The following is a 15,185-nucleotide window of genomic DNA, read 5'->3' as shown; positions in this document are numbered from 1 at the left end:
GTGTCCGCAGAGCAATACAGGTGTTGCTTTCTGATAAGCACTACAATAAGATTGACTGAATATCATTGAGAAGCCTCGACAATGGCCGAGCTGGACCCACACCCATTTCCGCTGGTAGCAATCGACCCGGTCGCCAATGGGCAGAACGAGTGGGTGGCGCTGTGCCTGCAGGTCGAGGGCGGCGCCCCGACGCCGCAGCACCTGCAGACGGTGTTCGGCTCGCCCGACCTCCTGACGGCGATCGCGCCGCTCGACGGCCTCCTGATGCTCGACCACCCGGCCTCCCTGACGCCGCCGGTGCTGGCCCTGCTGCCCGCCAACCGCATCGGCTTCGTGGTGGCGGCAAGCGCGCTGGCCCAGGATGGCGTGGCGCGCCGCCTGAGCGAACTCCATGAATTCGGCTACCGCATCTGGCTCGATGGCGACGCCCGCGAAGGCGTGGCCGTCCCGCCGGCGCTGCGCACCGTGGCGCGCGATTGCGGCGTCGACGCGCTGCCGCCGGGCCGCCTGGTCGCCCTGTTCGGCCCCCACCTTGCTACCCGCGTCGACAGCGCCCAGCGCTTCGGCGAATGCGAGATGGCCGGCTTCGACTGGTTCAGTGGCGACTACCCCTATGACCCGGTACTGGCGGGGCAGGGCGGCGACGGCAGCTCGCGCAAGCGCATCCTGACCCTGCTCGGCCTGCTGGCGCGCGACGCCGACTCGCGCGAGCTGGAAAACCAGCTCAAGCAGGACCCGGCGCTGTCCTTCCACCTGCTGAAACTCGTGAACTCGGCGGCCTTCGCGGTCAGCTCCCAGATCACCAGCTTCAACCAGGCCATCAACCTGCTCGGCCGGCGCCAGCTTCAGCGCTGGCTGCAGCTGCTGCTCTACGCACGCCAGCAGCCCGACGGCCTGCCGAACCTGCTGCTGCCGCTGGCGGCGCGCCGCGGCGCCCAGCTGGAGGCCTTGTGCAAGGAAGCGGGAGGAGAGCGCGACGACTGCGACGTTGCCTTCATGACCGGCGTGTTTTCCCTCCTCGACCGCCTGCTGCAGATGCCGATGCAGGACATCGTCGCCGACCTCCACCTGCCGCCGCACGTCTCCGATGCGCTCCTGCACCGCACCGGACCATTGGGAAGCTGGCTTCGCCTGGCCCAGACCCGTCCCACGGAGCAGGAGCTGAGCGACGCCGGCATCAGCCCCACCGCCTGGTGGCACAGCCAATTGAACGCCTATCATTGGGCAATTCAGGTAGGCCGTAATGTCTAATATTCACGCACTGGTTCCCGCCCATACATCGCTCGACTTTGTCGGCGCCTCCAGTGCAGTGTGCGATGCGGTGCTGCGCCTGCGCGGCGAAACCCTGCATGCGGCCCTGGGCGGCGCCGCCGCCGGCCTGTTGAGCAGTTCGCGCGGCCGATTCGTGCCGGGCGCCGGCGTGGCAGCACCGTTCGGCCCCGGCCCTGTGCTGCGCCAGGTGGTGGCCGGCGTGTCCGAGCAGTTCGGTATCTACGAAGTGGCGGGACGCGGCAGCTATACCGTGGAAGACGCGCGCCAGCTGGAAGGCCTGGCGCACCTGACGGCCTCCCTGATGCAGGTGCACTCGCTGGCCCAGCGCTCCACCCACGCCTATGCGCAGATGGAAGCGCAGCTGGCGCACCAGTCGCAGATCCTCGACCAGATCCACGAGTCGGTCCTGACAATGGACCAGATGGGCTACATCACCAGCTGGAACCGCGGCGCCGAGGAGCTGTTCGGCTACACGGGCCTGGAAGCCATCGGCCGCAACATCCTCTTCCTGTACGCAGACGAAGACGAGGACATGCCGGACGCTTTCGCCGAGCAGGGCGGGCGCATGATGGAAGTGAAGCGCCGCAAGAAATCGGGCGAGGTGTTCTGGGCCAGCCTGTCGCTGTCTCCGCTGCGCGACCTGGCCGAGCGCCCGATCGGCCTGATCGCCTACCTCACCGATATCACCGAACGCAAGCAGGCCGAGGAACAGCTGCACCACCTGGCCTACTACGATGAGCTCACCGGCCTGCCGAACCGCACCCTGTTCGCGCGCCTGGTCGACCAGGCCCTGATGGTCGCGCAGCGCAACGAAACCTCCGGCTGCGTGCTGTTCATGGACCTGAACCGCTTCAAGCGCATCAACGACACCCTGGGCCGCCGCATCGGCGACGAGCTGCTGCGCCAGGTGGCCCAGCGCGTGCGCGATACCCTGCGCGACGAAGACGTGGTGGCGCGTCTGTCGGGCGACGAATTCGCGGTGGGCCTGTTCGACATCCGCCAGCACTTCGAGGCGACCACGGTGGCGCGGAAGCTGCAATTGGCGCTGGACGCGCCTTTCCTGATCGGCGGCCACGACCTGCGCGTGGGCGCCAGCATCGGCATCAGCGTGTATCCGCAAGACGGCAGCGACGCCGAGACTTTATTGGGCCTGGCCGACATCGCGATGGAGCGGGCCAAGCAGGCGGCGGCGAACCCGGACCGTAGCGTGGCCTTCTACAGCCAGGACATGAACCAGGGCATGCAGGAACGCATGCGCATCGAATCCGGCCTGCGCCAGGCGCTGGGCAACGGTGAACTGATCCTGTATTACCAGCCGAAGTTCGAGATCGGCAGCGACCGCATCGTCGGCGCCGAGGCGCTGGTGCGCTGGGTGCATCCGACCCGCGGCATCGTGCCGCCGAGCGAATTTATTCCGCTGGCCGAGACCACGGGCCTGATCGTGCAGGTGGGCGAGTGGGTGCTGGAGCAGGCGTGCGCGCAGGCCGCGATCTGGCAGCGTGCCGGCGTGCCGCCGTTCCGCCTGGCGGTGAACGTGTCGGCGCGCGAGTTCACGGCCTCGCTGCCGGAGCGCGTGGCCGAGACCCTGGCGCGCTACCAGCTCGATCCGTCGTGGCTGGAGCTGGAGATCACCGAGAGCACGCTGATGCACGACTTCGAGCGCGTCACCGGCATCATGGACCACATCAACAAGCTGGGCGTGGCGCTGTCGCTGGACGATTTCGGCACCGGCTATTCGAGCCTGTCCTACCTGAAGCGCTTCCCGATCGACACGCTCAAGATCGACCGCTCGTTCACGACCGGGATTCCGGTGGACGGCAGCGACTGCGCGATCGCGGGGACCATCATCAGCATGGCCCGCCAATTGGGCTTGCGCGTGATCGCGGAAGGCGTGGAGACCGTGGAGCAACTGGATTTCCTGCGCGAGGCGGGCTGCGACGAGGTGCAGGGCTACCTGTACAGCAAGCCGCTGCCGGCCTTCGACTTCGAGCGCTGCCTGCGGGAGAACTGGCTGCTGGTGGCCTGATTGTCCTGACCGGCGTTGATGATTTATGTATAATGCTGCTTCCTCACAGGAAGCGTGGCCGAGTGGTTGAAGGCAGCAGTCTTGAAAACTGCCGACGGGGGAACCCGTTCGTGAGTTCGAATCTCACCGCTTCCGCCAAAGCATGCTGAACGAGAGCCCAGACTGGGGCTTCTTTTGTTCGACGGCATTCTCTAGGCAAAGATCCCGATTTCCACCGTCCTGTTGCGGAACACATTGCTCAGTTTGGCAGTGCCGTCCGCACCGACCGTTGCGCGCAATTCCAGCGTGGGGGCGCCGCCGGTCAACTCGGTCTCGTCGTCGTTCCTGATGACCACCACGGCGGTGTCGCCCGCCGAATAGTTTTCGGTCTCGATGTGCAGGTTCAGGTCGACGTAATGGCGCGAGACATCGCTGACCGGCGTCTCGTCGGGGCCATACGACCAATACATGCGCGTGATCTTCTTCGCGGGGGTTTCGTCCACCGCATCCTCTCCGGCCAGAGAAGATGCCAGTTCCTGCGCCACGCCTGGCGCGAGGACAGCGGCTGCGGCGGCACCCGCGTTCAGAGCGCCGCCACCGCCGCCAGCCCATTCCACCGTGTCGGTGAACTGCGACGGAATGAGTGACGCGCCACAAGAGGTCTTCATGCCGGCAACGGCCACGCCCTTGCCGAAGATGGTGGTCGTCAGCACGCCTTCGACGATGGGGTAATCGCCGCCGCAGCGGGGGCAGTACACCTTGTGTCCGATGTAGGAAATCGGCTTGCCGTGACAGATATCGGTCACGGATCCTTCAATCACAGTGCCGCCGTGATCGGTTCGATCTCCTTGCCGGATGATTTCTCGTGCCATGTGAACTTGTGATGATTATTTGAACGGGTTGTAACTCTTCAGAATGCATTCCGGGCGCGTCCCGGTGTAGGCCTTGTGCTCCGCGCTGCCGGCCTGTGCGCAGGCCGTCTTCTGGTCGGGCAGGCGGAAGCGCCTGCGGACGGTTCCGTCCGGGCCGAGCGCGACGCCGTCGCCGTCGACCAGGATGCTGTTCTGGCACTCCGGCTCAGTGCAGACCGAAGCGCAGTCCTTGCAGGCGATCGCTTCGCCGTTGGCAAAAGGCCTGCACTGGGCATACTCGGCCGGAATGACGATGCGAAAGCTCCGGCTGTCGAAATAACCGCACTGCGGCCTGGCCTTGCTTCCCGGCGTAGTCGGAATGGTTTCGAAGCGTGCGATGCCACCCTCCGCATCCGGGAAATCGAAGTCCCCCGTATGCCGGATTCCCGGCACGACGACTTTGCCTTGCCGGTTCACCGCCACCAGCTCCCTCGGCTCACTGATCACGAGTGTCGCATGGCCGCTGCTGTCGAATCGCAGATGTTTGTGATGCTGCGGCTTGAGTCGCCGGCCGCTCTTGTCCGTGTTGAAACAGCTGGCCGCCCATTCACCATCCGCACCTTTCTCCGGGCAAGCGTCTGCCGCCATGGCGGGGACATTGAGCAGCATGGCCGCAAACAGGATGCAGATGTGCCGCATCATTTCAACTCCCAGAACTTGATCGAGGATACCTGGACGAGCCACTGCTTGCCGTTCTCATCCTCCTGGAGCTGGGTCAGCCAGAAATAGTAGGTATTGTTGGCGGAGCTATCGTGCCCCGTCGCGTATGCCAACGATTTCGCCTTGCCGTCCCACAGCGTGAAGTGTCCCGATGCATCGCCCCAGCCGGTCACGTTGAACACGACAATGCCGCTCCGTCCTGCCAGTTTGGTGTCAAGCCATGCCTGCGCCAGAGCGCGGCGCTCCTTGTACTTTTCCTGCATCGCAGGTACGTCCTTCATCATGGATGCCGGGATGGTGGCCAGGGTCAGTTCTTCGTCTGCGCCCTTGAACTGCTTGGCCAGGTGCGCCTTCAGGTCCGTTACCCGGATCCAGTACACGTAGCCGTCACCGCCTTCGACGGTCCCGCCGCTGCTGGGAGCAGAGCCCATCTTCAGCCCACTGCGGTTGAGCGCATACGACATGCGCACGGCGCAGGTGTTCTGGTATGCCGGGTGCTTGTACAGGCCCTTGAATTTGCCGCCGATTTTGCTGTCGTACAGGATCGGGGTCTCGACGCTCTTGTCCGGATAGTGCTTGCTCATGTCGGCCCAGGAGGGCCGCCGTGCGGTAATGCTGGCAGAGACGCCCGGGGCAGTTGCGGTGATGGCCAATTGTTGCCTCCAATCAAAAAAGCAATACTAGCAAACCTCCATGGACTCAGCTGTCCGGTTGGCAATCGTGCGCGACCTTCTATCGGTTATTCGACCGATACCGTCCAGACAACGTTCTCCCTACACTGGCTTCACTAACCCACCACACCCGAGGAGAACGCCATGACCACCATCCAGACTTCGCTCCGCCTGATCGCCGCTGCCGCCGCCTTCGCCGCCATCTGCACCCAGGCCGCAAGCGCCGCAACTGCCGACCCCAACGCCAAGCCCTCCGTCGTTATCGTCCACGGCGCCTTCGCCGACGGCTCCGACTGGTCCAAGGTCATCCCGATCCTGCAGGCCAAGGGTGTGAAGGTCACCGCCGTCCAGAACCCGCTCACTTCCCTGGCCGACGACGTCGCCGCCACCCGCCGCGCCATCGCGGCCCAGCCGGGCAAGGTCGTGCTGGTCGGCCACTCCTGGGGCGGCACCGTGATCACCGACGCCGGCCAGCACGACAAGGTCGCCAGCCTGGTCTACGTCGCCGCCTTCGCGCCGGACGCCGGCAAGTCGACCGCTGAAACAGGCGAGGGCTACCCCGCAGCTCCGGGCAGCAAGCGCTTCGTCGCCGATGCGGAAGGCTTCCTGAGCCTGCCGGAAGCCGCGATGCGCGAAGACTTCGCCCAGGATGTGCCGGCCGCGCAGGCTGCCGTCATGACCGCGACCCAGGGTCCGATCCAGGCCAAGGCCTTCGCCGACAAGGTGACGAGCGCCGCCTGGACCACCAAGCCTTCCTGGTTCATCGTCAGCGCACGCGACCGCATGATCGATCCTGGCCTGCTGCGTGCGATGGCGAAGAAGATCAACGCCAGGACCACCGAACTGCAGGCCAGCCACGTGCCGCAGCAGTCGCGCCCCGCCGATGTCGCCAAGGTCATCCTCGACGCGGTTGCCGCGACCAGGTAAGCCTGGCTAGCCCTCGCAGCGGATGTCGAAGGCGCCCTCGCCGGCGAGCAGGGAAACCTGCTCGATCAGCGCGCGCATCTTCGGCTGGTGCTGGGTGCGCATCGGGAAGTAGAGGAACAGGCCAGAGGTCTCGGGCACGAATCGGGTCAGTACCCGCACCAGCCGTCCGGCGTCCACGTCCTCCTTGACCTCCAGGTCCGGCAGATAGGCGATCCCCAGTCCCTGGCGCGCCCATTCGGCGAGCATCTGTGTGTCGTTGGCGGTGAGGTGGGCATCGATGTCGAGCAGCAGTTCACCGTCCGGCCCGGTCAGGCGCCATGGCGGCAGGCGGCTCGCGGTGGTGAAGCGGTAGCGCAGCGCCTGGTGCCGCAGCAGGTCTTGCGGGCGTTCGAGGCTGTCCGCCTTGGCGAGATAAGCGGACGACGCGACCAGCGACCATGACAGGGGCTGGCTGAGACGGATGGCCACCATGTCCTGCGCGATCGCCTGTCCCAGCCGGATGCCGGCGTCCAGGCCCTCCGTCACCAGGTCGGCCAGGCCGTCGTCGAGCGACAGGTCGACCTTGACGTCGGGGTAAGCGGCGCGCATGCGCGGCACCAGGTGACGCGCCACGAGGAAGCCGAAGGTGCGCGGGGCGGTGATGCGCAGGTGGCCCGAGGGGCGGCTCTGGTGGCGCGACAGCTCGCTGAAAGCGTCGTCGATCTGGCCGACCGCGGGCTTGATGGCGGCTTGCAGGCTCGCTCCCGCTTCGGTCAGCGCGACGCTGCGGGTGGTGCGCACAAAAAGAGCGACGCGGTGCTGCTTTTCCAGCGCGCGTACGCCCTTGCTGACCGCCGTCGGCGTGATGTTCAGGCGCCGGGCGGCCAGGGTGAAGCTGCGCTCCTCGGCAACGGCAAGGAACAGGCGGATGAGGTCGAGCGAGCTCATCTTATCTGATTGTGAACTGTTGGTTCATTGCGCATGTCCATTATGGTGCTTTTTCGCAATGATGCCAGAACCTACACTGGCTTCACACCTTTTTTGGAGACTGACATGAACACACTGCCTCAAGCGATCGCCAACTTCGTCGACGCCAACAACGCCATGGATCCGCAGCGTATCGCGGCCGCTTTCAACCCAGATGCCAAGGTCTTCGACGAAGGCCACCTGCGCAGCGGCCGTGAAGAGATCGCCGCCTGGGCCAGCGACTATGTCGCCCGCTACCAGTCCACGATGGAACCGACCGGCATGGTCCAGGCGGGCGACGCGCACGTCGTCCGCGCCACCGTGCGCGGCACCTTCCCGGGCAGCCCGATCGCGCTCGACTTCCACTTCCTGCTGCAGGGCGGTGGCATCCAGTCGCTGGAGGTGACGGCATGAGCGCCTATTCCTTCCAGGGCAAGCACGCCCTCGTCACCGGCGGCACCAAGGGCATGGGCGAGGCCACCGTGCGCCGGCTGGCACGGGACGGCGCAGTCGTGATCGCGACCGCCCGCCACGCGCCGGAAGCCCCGCTGCCCGGGGTGCGCTACATCGAAGCGGACGTGGCGACGAGCGCGGGCGCGGCCCATGTCACCGACGTGGTGCGGCGCGAATTCGGCCACCTCGACTTCCTGGTGAATAACGTGGGCGGCTCGTCGGCGCCGGGCGGCGGCGCGCTGGCGCTGACCGACGCGCTGTGGGACGCGGCGCTGCAGGCCAACCTGATGTCCGCCGTGCGCCTGGACCGCGCCTTCCTGCCCGCGATGCTGGAACGCGGTAGCGGCGCCATCGTCCACATCACCTCGATCCAGCGGCGTCTGCCGCTGTTCGAATCGACCGTCGCCTATGCCGCGGCCAAGGCGGCGATCAGCAACTACAGCAAATCGCTGGCCAACGAATTCGGCCCCCAGGGCATCCGCGTGAACAGCGTGGCGCCCGGCTTCATCGAAACCACCGCGGCGCAGGCCTTCATCGAGCGCCTGGCGCAGCACGGCGGCGGCAGCGCCGACGAGGCCAGGCAGCAGGTAATGGCTTCGCTGGGCGGCATTCCGATCGGCCGCCCTGGCAGGCCGGAAGAGGTCGCCGAGCTGGTCGCTTTTCTCCTGTCGCCGCTGGCGGCCTCGGTCCATGGGGCCGAGTACGTGATCGACGGCGGCACCATCCCGACTGTCTAGGCAGTCTTCACTTGCAGGTATCCGACCATGAACAACCCTTACCATTCCGAACACGATCTCGCGGACGCGGTCCGCCGCAACCAGGCCGCACGGCACGCCAGCCTGCGCAGCCACTACGACTTCATCGTCTGCGGCGCCGGCTCCTCGGGCTCCGTCGTCGCGGCCCGGCTGGCCGAGAACCCCGAGGTACACGTCCTGCTGCTCGAAGCGGGCGGCAGCGACGAAGCCGCGAGCGTCATCGAACCGGCGCAGTGGCCGCTCAACCTGGGCACGGAACGCGACTGGGGCTTCATGGCGGAGCCGAACGCCCACCTGAACGGCCGGTCCATCCCCATGAACATGGGCAAGGTGCTGGGCGGCGGCTCGAGCATCAACGTGATGGTCTGGGCGCGCGGCCACCGCAGCGACTGGAACCATTTCGCAGCGGAGGCGGGCGACGAGGCCTGGAACTACGAATCCGTACTGCAGATCTACCGCCGCATCGAAGACTGGCACGGCCCGGCGGATCCGGAGCGGCGCGGGAAGGGCGGCCCCGTCTATGTGGCGCCGGCCCGCGATCCGCAGCCGACAGCCACCCTCATGCTGGAAGCCGCGCGCTCGCTAGGCATCCCGACCTTTGACAGTCCGAACGGCGCGATGATGGAAGGCGATGGCGGCGCCGCGATCAACGACCTGCGCATCCGCGACGGCAAGCGCCTGTCGGTCTTCCGCTCCTACACCTACCCGCGGATGGCGCAGGAGAACCTGACGGTGCTCACCGATGCCCTGGTCTCGAAGCTGGTCTTCGAGGAGAGCACCGTGACCGGCGTCGAGGTCATTGTCGGCGGCCGCAAGCGGCAGTTCAATGCTGCGAAAGAAGTGATCCTGTCCCTGGGCGCCGTGAACACGCCGAAGGTCCTGATGCAGTCCGGGATCGGACCGGAGAAGGAGCTGCAGCGCCACGGCATCTCCGTGCGCCAGCACCTGCCGGGCGTCGGCCAGAACCACCAGGACCACGTCTCCTTCGGCTGCATCTGGGAATACGCCGAACCGCAGCAGGTTGGCAACGGCGGTTCGGAGGCGACCTTGTACTGGAAGAGCGACCCGGGCCTCGACGCCCCCGACATGCTGCATTGCCAGGTCGAGTTCCCGGTGCCGAGCGCGGAGAACGCGGCGCGCGGCGTGCCCGAGCACGGCTGGACCATGTTCGCGGGACTCGCACACCCGAAGAGCCGTGGCGAGTTGCTCCTGTCGGGTCCCGAGGTGAACGACGCCATGATCATCCGGGCCAACACCCTGTCCGATCCGGACGACATGCGCGCTGCACTGGCCAATATCGATCTTTGCCGCGCGCTGGGCAACGCCGGCGCCTTCGGGCGACTGGTGAAGGGCGAGAGCATGCCCGGCAAGCTGAATCGCGAAGAGATGGAAGCGTACATCCGCGACGGCGCCGTCACCTACTGGCACCAGTCGTGCACGGCCAAGATGGGGCGCGACGCGATGTCCGTGGTGGACGCGAAGCTGCGGGTCTATGGCGTCAAGGGCCTGCGCATCGCGGATGCTTCGATCATGTCCCGCATCACGACGGGCAATACCATGGCGCCCTGCGTCGTCATCGGCGAAAGGGCGGCGGAGCTCATCAAGTCCGCACATGGCGTCTAGAGAATACGCTACAGTTCGGGGATGCACACCGACCACACCGTCACCGTAGAAGAAGCCGTCCAGGTGCTCGCCATGGTGGGCGACCTGAGCATGGGCCAGCCCACCGACCAGTCGATCCGCTCGGCCGCCCTGGCCGAGCGCCTGGCCCTGCAGGACGGCGCCGCAGCCGGGACCTGCGCCCACGTGCGGCTGGTGACGCTGCTGCGCTGGTCGGGCTGCACCGCCAACGCGAGCGGCTTCACCGACCTGCTGGGCGACGACGTCGCGGGCCGCGATGCGATGCTCACGCAGACCCTGCCGCCCGGCACGAAGATGAGCTTCACCAGCGTCGCGCCGCTGGCCCGCATCCACTGCGAGGTGTCGGGCGCGATCGCCGAAGCCATGGGCTTGCCGGTGGAAGTCGAGGTCGGCCTGCGGCGCGTGTGGGAACACTTCGATGGTGGCGGCATCCCCGAACGCCTGACGGATGCGGACATCCCGCGCCTGGTCTACTACGTCAACCTGGCGAGCGACCTGGAGATCCTGACCCGGGCGCACGGGCTGGAAGAGGCCCTGCGGATGATCGCCGCACGCGCGGACCGGAAATATCCGGGGGACCTGGTCCGGCTGCAGGCGACGCATGCCGCCCAGTGGCTGGAGGCGGTCGAGGCGCCTCCCTGTCCGACGGCTCTGCCGGTCCTGGGCGAACGCGTGTCGCTCACCATCGTGGCCGACATGATCGAACTGAAGCTGCCCTGGTTGCTCGGCTACTCGCGCAGGGTGGCGGACCTCGCCGAGCGCGCCGCCGCGCTGGCGGGCCTGAGTCCGAGCCAGCAGCAGTGCCTGGGCCGCGCCGCCCTGATGCACGGCATCGGCCGTGCCGCCGTGCCGAACGCCGTCTGGCAGCGCAGCGGCAAGCTGACGACGGCGGACTGGGAAAAGGTGCGCCTGGTGCCTTACTGGACGGCGCGCGCCGGCGTGCAGATTCCCTCGCTGCGCGCCGAGGCCACGCTGGCATCCCACGTGTATGAGCGCCTGGACGGCAGCGGCTACCACCGCGATCTTGAAGGCGATACGCTGACGCTGCCGCAGCGGATCCTGGCCGCAGCAAGCGCGTATGCGGCCTTGTGCATGCCGCGCCCCTGGCGCGCCGCCTGCGATGCCGGGGAGGCGGGGCGGCTGCTCGCGGCAGGCGTGGCGGCGGGGCGTTTCTGCGGCAGCGCCGTGAACGCCGTCGTCACGGCCGCCGATGGCAAGGGGCTGGACGTGGCGGAGCCGGCGGCACAGCGCAAGCGCCTGCTCTCCGAGCGCGAGACCTCGGTGCTGCGCCGGCTCAGCCTCGGCGAAAGCAACAAGGAAGTCGCGCGCGAGCTGCAGATCAGCCCGTCGACCGTGCGCACCCATGTCGAAAGCATCTTCCGCAAGCTCGAATGTTCGACCCGCACCGCTGCGACGCTCAAGGGCCTGACGCTCGGCCTGATCTAGGCCGGGACCATCGCAGCGCAAACCTGCGCCAGGATTTTTTCCACGCTGATTTCCTGGATCAGGAGCTCGCCGCCATTTGCCTTGATCAGGCCGACGGTAATCCCCGTTTCGTCTCCCGCCATGCCGATCGGACTCGCCGCTTCCGGGGCGAAGCGCTGCACCGAATGCACGTCGTTCACCAGCAGGCCGACCGTCGTCGCGCCATGGTGTACCAGGATGACCTGGCCGTCGCCGGGCAGCGCCCGGGGATGGCCTGATGTCCAGCGCGCCAGGTCGAACACCCACACGACATGGCGCCGCTCCCTGTCGACGGCGACATCGAGCATGCCGATGCGGGCGCTATCGGAGGCGGGGGTGCGTTTTACGCGGGCGAAGGGCACGGCCTCGATGACCGCGCCGGCATCGAGCGCCATCAGGACGCCGTCCACCTGGAACAGCGCGAAGTCGCGGCCATGTTCATGCTCCGGGGTTACGCGCGCTTGTCCGCCCATCGCCGCGAGTTCCTGCGCCGAACGCAGCGGCCCGAAGGACTGCAGCAGCACCGACAGCACCGGCTGCTCGCGCCCGGTAACTGCGCGGAACTCGCGGTAGCCTTGCGCGCGGGCGCAGGCAGCGACGCAGTACTGGCCGCCATGCGCCACGATGCGCGCGTCGTGGCCTTGCTGCGAAGCCGCTGTGAGCAGTTCGCGATCGAGCGGCAGCACGCTCCCCGGTGGATGGGCAGGATCGGTCCCGCACAGCACCCGCCCGTCCGGGCTGACCAGGAAGGCGTGCATGTTCGCGCGCCCGGCGACGCCGCTTTCCAGCATATTGCGCAGCTCGACGGCGCTGTCGAACACGATGCCGATGCCGCCCACGACGGCCGCGTCGCGCTCGGGATGGCGGATCGCGGCGTGGTAGACGAAAGTCGGCCGGCCGTCGTACAGGGGAGAAGGACCGAAGGGTTCGACGTAATGGTCCATCTCGCTGCGCAGGCCCGCCACGGCGCGCAGGGTCTCGCCCGGCACCTGGCTGCCGACGACATCCTGCGAGCCGGTCGCCGCGACGATGCGGCCGCTGCGGTCGTAGACGAAGAGGCGGGCGTAGACCGTGTACAGGCCGTTGATATGGTGGAGCAGGGCGCCGATGCCATTCGTCCTTTCCTGTTCGTCGCCACCGGCAAGGGCCTGCCGCAGCTGGCCGGCCAGGGCCCACCAGCGGCAGTCGTTGGCGCGCTCGTAGAGACTGCGGTCCAGCATGTCGACCAGCAGCTGGGCGGTAAACGCGGCCGCCTGCAGGCTGGAGGCCAATACCGTCTGGTACAGGCCCTGGATCGATTGCGAGAAGGCCGCGTCGCTGCGCTCTCCTGTTTCGGTGATCTGGTCCAGCACGGGGTTCAGGCGGCTGTAGTCGCGCGTTTCGCCATGGGCCGGTTTCACGCTGCCGACCTTGCCGTTCCAGACGATGCGCCTGATGGCCTGGGTCGCGCCGAGCACGGAGGACATCAGGGCGTGCAGCGCCGGGTTGAAGGTGTGGGCATGCGACAGCAGCCCTTGCAGCATTCCCGGCGCCACCTGGGAGGCCGCCTCCTGGCGCGCGCCGCGGAAGGCCAGGTCGAGCGGCGCCATCACCTGCGTCTTCCAGCCGGGCGGGCCCGGATAGCCCTGGTAGCCGTTCGAGGCGAAGGTGCGCACCAGGTACTCGCGGCCCGCGAACATGCGCGGTGCCGTCCCGTCATCGAGATTGACCGGCACCTGCATGCCGGGCGCGATCCACAGCGGATCGGCGCTGCTGACGACACGGTTGTCGGCATCGAGCAGCAGCATGTTGGCGCGTCCCTCGCGGTCGCTGTATGCGCTGAAGATCGCGCCCAGCTCATGTTCGAAGCGAAAGCTCAGGACCAGTACGCCGATCACGGCGCCGCCAGGCTCGCGCATGGCCTGTGAGTAGAGCAGCGCGCGTGCCTGGCCGGGACGCAGGTCGCTGGCGCGGAAGGTTTCGACATGGCCCCGGGCGCCCAGCGTCGCGGCGATCAGCGGGTCGCTGCTGTGCCCGATCCGACCGGAAGCGTCTGCCTGCGCGAGCACCGAGCCGTCAGGCTTGAGGAGCAGGATGTCGTCGTAGACCGTGTACTTGTCGCGGTAGGCGGCCAGGCGTCGCCGCGCGGCATCGTCGTCCGTGGACTGGCCTGACACGAAGCGGCACAGGTCGAGGTCGGCCGCGAGGAAGCCGACATCGGCGGTGCGCTCGAACAGGTTGCGCACCAGGAGGTCGAGCGCATACTGCGCGCGCGTCGCGGCTTCACTTTGCACCTGGCGCACCTTTTCGATGACCAGATTGGCGACCAGGTCGCGCTCGAGCTGCACCAGATCGGTGCGGGTGGCCAGCACGGCCGGCAGCAGCAGGCGCGCCTCCACGGGACAGTTCATTTTTGCGGACGCCTCGATCAGGCGCCAGGTCTGGTGCAGTTCATGCAGCGCCACCTGGCGCTGCATCACATCCGGCATGTAGGGCAGGAAGGATTGCACGAGAGGATTGTTGGTTTCTTGATTCATGGTCGCTTGGCAGAACAATTCTTTCTTGTAAGCAAAACCTATGCCAGAACAATAAAGATCCGGCCTGCCGGTATTCTTCATGTTCACGTAATGGCCGCCCTGTTAGACTGCGCGTTTTCGATCCGACCGAACCACCATGGCGACACAAGGCGAATACGACTACTTCAAGAACATTGGGGCCGAGGGCATGCAGCACGCGACGCATAAACCCTGGTCCGACGCGCAATGCGGCCTCTACCTGATGGAGCTCGGGGCCATGATGGGGATGATGCCGGAGGGTGGCCGCCTGCTCGACATGGGCTGCGGCACGGGGTGGACCAGCGTGTTGTTCGCCAAGCGCGGCTACGAAGTGGTCGGTACGGATCTGGTGCCGGAAGCCATCGAAGCGGGCCGGAGGATGAAGGAGGCGCAGGGGATCGCCAACCTCGACTTCGTCGTGGGAGACTACGAGTCGCTCGCGTTCAGGGAAGAATTCGACATCGTCGTGTTCTTCGACTGCCTGCACCATGCGGTCGACGAAGTGAGCGCGCTGGCCAGCGCGTATCGCGCGCTCAAGCCGGGCGGAATTGTCATCACCTCGGAGCCTGGCTGGGGACACGAGCGCCGCTCGGCCGACGTCATCGCCGAATTCGGCGTGACCGAGCGCGACATGCATCCGGCGAAGATCATCCGCGGCGCGAAGAAGGTGGGCTTCCGCAACTTCAACGTCGTGCCGCGTGCTTCGTATCTCTACATCTCGCTGTACCGCCGCAAGTCGCACGGCATGCTCGGCCGGCTGCTGCGGATCCCGGGCATGCGCACCTTGCTGGGCATGGCCATGGTGCTGTTCTCGAAACACCAGTCGGGGATCGTGGTCCTGCAAAAATAGGCTGCCCGCAGGACTGTTCGGGGCGCTTACGCAGAGTTGCTTCTTGACACGGCAATAAAACAGGCCGATCCTGCCGTACGTACAAGATCGATATTCC

At 66.8% G+C, this 15,185-nt stretch carries 13 protein-coding genes and 1 tRNA gene; 9 read left to right on the top strand and 5 right to left on the bottom strand.

The window, feature by feature from the left end; genetic code table 11:
* Positions 1-81 precede the first annotated feature (81 nt).
* The 3 genes from NX780_RS20845 to NX780_RS20835 all read left to right on the top strand — a co-directional run bounded on the left by NX780_RS20845 (position 82) and on the right by NX780_RS20835 (position 3,436).
* Positions 82-1,251 carry an EAL and HDOD domain-containing protein gene (locus tag NX780_RS20845; protein WP_258829801.1) on the top strand — a complete coding sequence of 390 codons (1,170 nt, stop codon included), beginning with the start codon at positions 82-84 and terminating at the stop codon, positions 1,249-1,251.
* The gene (locus NX780_RS20840) at positions 1,244-3,298 is read left to right on the top strand and encodes a putative bifunctional diguanylate cyclase/phosphodiesterase (RefSeq protein WP_258829800.1); all 2,055 of its coding nucleotides are present in this window, start codon (positions 1,244-1,246) and stop codon (positions 3,296-3,298) included. The genes NX780_RS20845 and NX780_RS20840 overlap by 8 nt, the downstream gene beginning before the upstream one ends.
* A gap of 48 nt (positions 3,299-3,346) precedes the next feature.
* A tRNA-Ser gene (locus NX780_RS20835) sits at positions 3,347-3,436 on the top strand.
* 53 nt (positions 3,437-3,489) lie between these two features.
* Here NX780_RS20835 and NX780_RS20830 read toward each other — a convergent pair.
* The 3 genes from NX780_RS20830 to NX780_RS20820 are packed head-to-tail and all read right to left on the bottom strand — an operon-like array spanning position 3,490 to position 5,501.
* A complete protein-coding gene (locus NX780_RS20830) occupies positions 3,490-4,149 on the bottom strand; it encodes a PAAR domain-containing protein (protein ID WP_258829799.1) in 660 nt (219 codons plus the stop codon).
* Between the two features lie 15 nt (positions 4,150-4,164).
* Positions 4,165-4,830 carry a WG repeat-containing protein gene (locus NX780_RS20825; RefSeq protein ID WP_258829798.1) on the bottom strand — a complete coding sequence of 222 codons (666 nt, stop codon included), beginning with the start codon at positions 4,828-4,830 and terminating at the stop codon, positions 4,165-4,167.
* Positions 4,827-5,501 carry a T6SS effector amidase Tae4 family protein gene (locus NX780_RS20820; RefSeq protein ID WP_258829797.1) on the bottom strand — a complete coding sequence of 225 codons (675 nt, stop codon included), beginning with the start codon at positions 5,499-5,501 and terminating at the stop codon, positions 4,827-4,829. Before NX780_RS20820 ends, NX780_RS20825 begins: the two co-directional genes overlap by 4 nt.
* Positions 5,502-5,663: 162 nt before the next feature.
* On the opposite strand from NX780_RS20820, the gene NX780_RS20815 reads away from it, so the two are divergent.
* A complete protein-coding gene (locus NX780_RS20815) occupies positions 5,664-6,446 on the top strand; it encodes an alpha/beta fold hydrolase (protein WP_258829796.1) in 783 nt (260 codons plus the stop codon).
* Between the two features lie 6 nt (positions 6,447-6,452).
* Here the strand turns inward: NX780_RS20815 and NX780_RS20810 are convergent, their stop codons facing one another.
* Positions 6,453-7,373, bottom strand: a complete 921-nt coding sequence (locus NX780_RS20810; protein WP_258829795.1) for a LysR family transcriptional regulator — start codon at positions 7,371-7,373, stop codon at positions 6,453-6,455.
* 105 nt (positions 7,374-7,478) lie between these two features.
* On the opposite strand from NX780_RS20810, the gene NX780_RS20805 reads away from it, so the two are divergent.
* The 4 genes from NX780_RS20805 to NX780_RS20790 are packed head-to-tail and all read left to right on the top strand — an operon-like array spanning position 7,479 to position 11,686.
* Positions 7,479-7,805 carry a nuclear transport factor 2 family protein gene (locus NX780_RS20805; protein ID WP_258829794.1) on the top strand — a complete coding sequence of 109 codons (327 nt, stop codon included), beginning with the start codon at positions 7,479-7,481 and terminating at the stop codon, positions 7,803-7,805.
* Complete coding sequence (locus NX780_RS20800) at positions 7,802-8,581, top strand: SDR family oxidoreductase (protein ID WP_258829793.1); 780 nt, start codon at positions 7,802-7,804, stop codon at positions 8,579-8,581. The genes NX780_RS20805 and NX780_RS20800 overlap by 4 nt, the downstream gene beginning before the upstream one ends.
* Before the next feature lie 27 nt (positions 8,582-8,608).
* Entirely contained in the window at positions 8,609-10,222 is a 1,614-nt protein-coding gene (locus NX780_RS20795; protein ID WP_258829792.1) for a GMC family oxidoreductase, read from the top strand.
* A gap of 21 nt (positions 10,223-10,243) precedes the next feature.
* Positions 10,244-11,686, top strand: a complete 1,443-nt coding sequence (locus NX780_RS20790) for an HD domain-containing phosphohydrolase (protein WP_258829791.1) — start codon at positions 10,244-10,246, stop codon at positions 11,684-11,686.
* On the opposite strand, the gene NX780_RS20785 is transcribed toward NX780_RS20790, so the two are convergent.
* Positions 11,683-14,220 carry a chemotaxis protein CheW gene (locus tag NX780_RS20785; RefSeq protein WP_258829790.1) on the bottom strand — a complete coding sequence of 846 codons (2,538 nt, stop codon included), beginning with the start codon at positions 14,218-14,220 and terminating at the stop codon, positions 11,683-11,685. The genes NX780_RS20790 and NX780_RS20785 overlap by 4 nt on opposite strands.
* Before the next feature lie 136 nt (positions 14,221-14,356).
* On the opposite strand from NX780_RS20785, the gene NX780_RS20780 reads away from it, so the two are divergent.
* A complete protein-coding gene (locus NX780_RS20780) occupies positions 14,357-15,088 on the top strand; it encodes a class I SAM-dependent methyltransferase (protein WP_258829789.1) in 732 nt (243 codons plus the stop codon).
* The last annotated feature ends 97 nt before the right edge of the window (positions 15,089-15,185 follow it).

The sequence above is a fragment of the Massilia agri genome (assembly GCF_024753255.1).
Taxonomy (GTDB): Bacteria; Pseudomonadota; Gammaproteobacteria; order Burkholderiales; family Burkholderiaceae_D; genus Telluria; species Telluria agri.
This window is presented reverse-complemented; position numbering and strand designations above follow the sequence as displayed.